The sequence below is a fragment of the Citrobacter sp. S55_ASV_140 genome (genome assembly GCF_018919505.1).
Classification (GTDB): domain Bacteria; phylum Pseudomonadota; class Gammaproteobacteria; order Enterobacterales; family Enterobacteriaceae; genus Citrobacter; species Citrobacter werkmanii.
On record NZ_JAHLQZ010000342.1, the window covers coordinates 1 to 2,276 of the forward strand.

Annotated in this window: 3 protein-coding genes; 1 reads left to right on the plus strand and 2 read right to left on the minus strand. The window is 46.3% G+C overall.

Annotated features, from left to right (window positions below; all coding sequences use genetic code 11):
- Nucleotides 1-62: 62 nt before the first annotated feature.
- Complete coding sequence (locus tag KQJ18_RS23485; protein WP_216422889.1) at nt 63-620, minus strand: DJ-1/PfpI family protein; 558 nt, start codon at nt 618-620, stop codon at nt 63-65.
- A 554-nt stretch (nt 621-1,174) separates the two neighbouring features.
- Here KQJ18_RS23485 and KQJ18_RS23490 point away from each other — a divergent pair.
- On the plus strand, nt 1,175-1,678 hold the full coding sequence (locus KQJ18_RS23490) for a non-heme ferritin-like protein (protein ID WP_038641501.1): 504 nt from the start codon (nt 1,175-1,177) through the stop codon (nt 1,676-1,678).
- Between the two features lie 136 nt (nt 1,679-1,814).
- Here the strand turns inward: KQJ18_RS23490 and KQJ18_RS23495 are convergent, their stop codons facing one another.
- On the minus strand, nt 1,815-2,066 hold the full coding sequence (locus tag KQJ18_RS23495) for a DUF2766 family protein (protein ID WP_005127709.1): 252 nt from the start codon (nt 2,064-2,066) through the stop codon (nt 1,815-1,817).
- Between the last annotated feature and the right edge of the window lie 210 nt (nt 2,067-2,276).

Below are 2,276 nucleotides of genomic sequence, written 5' to 3' on the forward strand. Positions count from 1 at the left end.
GTCCATAACATCAGTCAGCAAATCCTTGTCCCCGAATGCTGAAGCATTCGGGAAAACAATGTTTACCATGGGTAGTAAATGTGGTCGGCGTGATCGCGAACCGGAATATCATCTCCCAACAGACGCGCCGAAAGCGTAAACGCAAAATCAAAAATATGCCCTAATCCTTTGCCGCTAATAAGATTGCCATCCTCAACAACGGGCACATCGATATATTCGCCATCCGTGACGTTTTGCCATAAATCTCCCGAGCACACGTAGCGACGCCCCTTTAGCAGACCGTTGCCGCCCAGTACGCGCGCGGCCGCAGAGCACACAGGACAAATCAGTTTTCCCGCCTTATCATGGCAGGTGACAAACTGGATGACTGCCTCGCTGGCGGCAAGATTAACGCTACCTTGCGGCCCCCCAGGCAACACGACGGCATCGTAGAGATGGGCCTGACGCGCAGCCAACGTACTGTCGGTCACCATCGGTACGTCATGATAGCTCACCACCGCACGCGGCTCCGAGCAGGCCAGCGTTTCGACTTCGATATTCAGGCGACGCAGAATATCAATGGTAACAATCGCTTCCGCCTCTTCAAAACCAGGCGCCAGCAGCACCGCAACCTTTTTCATAGGTAACTCCTCGATTTCCCCACATTCACCAAACAATAAATGCCGAATCGTACAGGTCGTTAAATTTATTAATTTCAGCAAAAATGATCTGGCGCAAAATATTAACTACCAGATAGTTTTCATTTACCTTACCCATTCGTGAAATCGCCACCAGCCGGGACTTCATAATCAGCGAGGTCAAGACAATAACGTATTGTTAAATTTAATTTTGTGATATGAAACAACATTTCATTATCAGAATATTACTATAAATACTTAAATATCAATCAATTACATTCACGCACCTTATATGACGAAATGCAGGCATTAAGAATATTGCTATGACAATATGTAAAAAAACATAAATATGCAGATTTAAGGATTTTCTTATGCCAGATCACGCGCTATGCTGAATCTCGATCGGAAGCGGATATAATCCGTGATCACTAAAGGACCGGCGGAACGGATTTATTCTGCTAACAGTTTTAATTGTACGTAGATGTGAAGTGCGGCGACAGCCCGTTGCACTGACGTTAGTAACGTACATTCTCCTTTCTGGAAATAAGGATATTGATATGGCTGCAGTTGGAATTGTTCATAAACTCAACACGCAAATGAATCTTGAGTTCTACGCATCGAATCTTTACCTGCACCTTAGCGAATGGTGCTACGAACATAGCCTGACAGGTACCGCAACGTTTCTACGCACGCAGGCGCAGGGTAACGTAACTCAAATGATGCGTATGTTTAATTTTATGAAAAGCGCCGGGGCTAACCCCATCGTCAAGGCCATCGATGTTCCGGGTGATGAACTGACTTCCCTTGAAGAACTGTTTCAGAAAACACTGGATGAGTACCAACAGCGTTCGAGTAAGCTTTCACGCTTAACCAATGAAGCTGAAGCATTGAACGATGAGCCAACCGTTGATTTTCTCCACGATCTGGAAAAAGAGCAGCAGCAGGATGGCGTACTGTTACAAACCATTCTTGATGAAGTCCGCAGCGCGAAACGCGCGGGACTGTGCATGGCGCAAACCGATAAACATCTGCTGAACGTCGTAAACTACCAACATCACTAATCTTCAATTTTCATAACGCTAGCCGGATAGTCATGCCACGCATCTTATCCGGCTAGCGCTCAAAGATCTCTACGCTCGCGCCTCTCATTCTCAAAGGCGCAAAAAACCTTTCTAAAACCTGAAACAACGGTTTATTTTAGTGAGACTCATTCTGCGGCGTGAATTTCAACTCGATCAAGGCAACTGCTTTTTGTATTGCGCGCATAGTAACCGGATCGGCACCTGCAGGGTGACTTGAAAAGTCGATGCTTTTCAGTTGGCTGGACATTTTCTCCCGGACTTCTACCGGGGCGATAACATCAATGACATCCAGAATTTGTTTGATAACCAGCTGACAGGCAACAACGTCCGAGAGCAGTTCCTGATCGGCATTCAGTGTTTGGGACATAATGAGCTCCTTATAGAAAGGTCGTCATAGTACCCATTCAGCGATCGAAACGGTAGCGGCGTACGCATAACGGATACGCTGAAAATAAAAAAACAGACCCGGTCAGTTTCTTTTGAGATGGCAAGCACAACATGAGTGAACATTTAGCGGTTGAGAATAAACGCGGTCTCTCCCCGGCGGCATTACTTGTAGCCGGCGCTTTCTTTATGG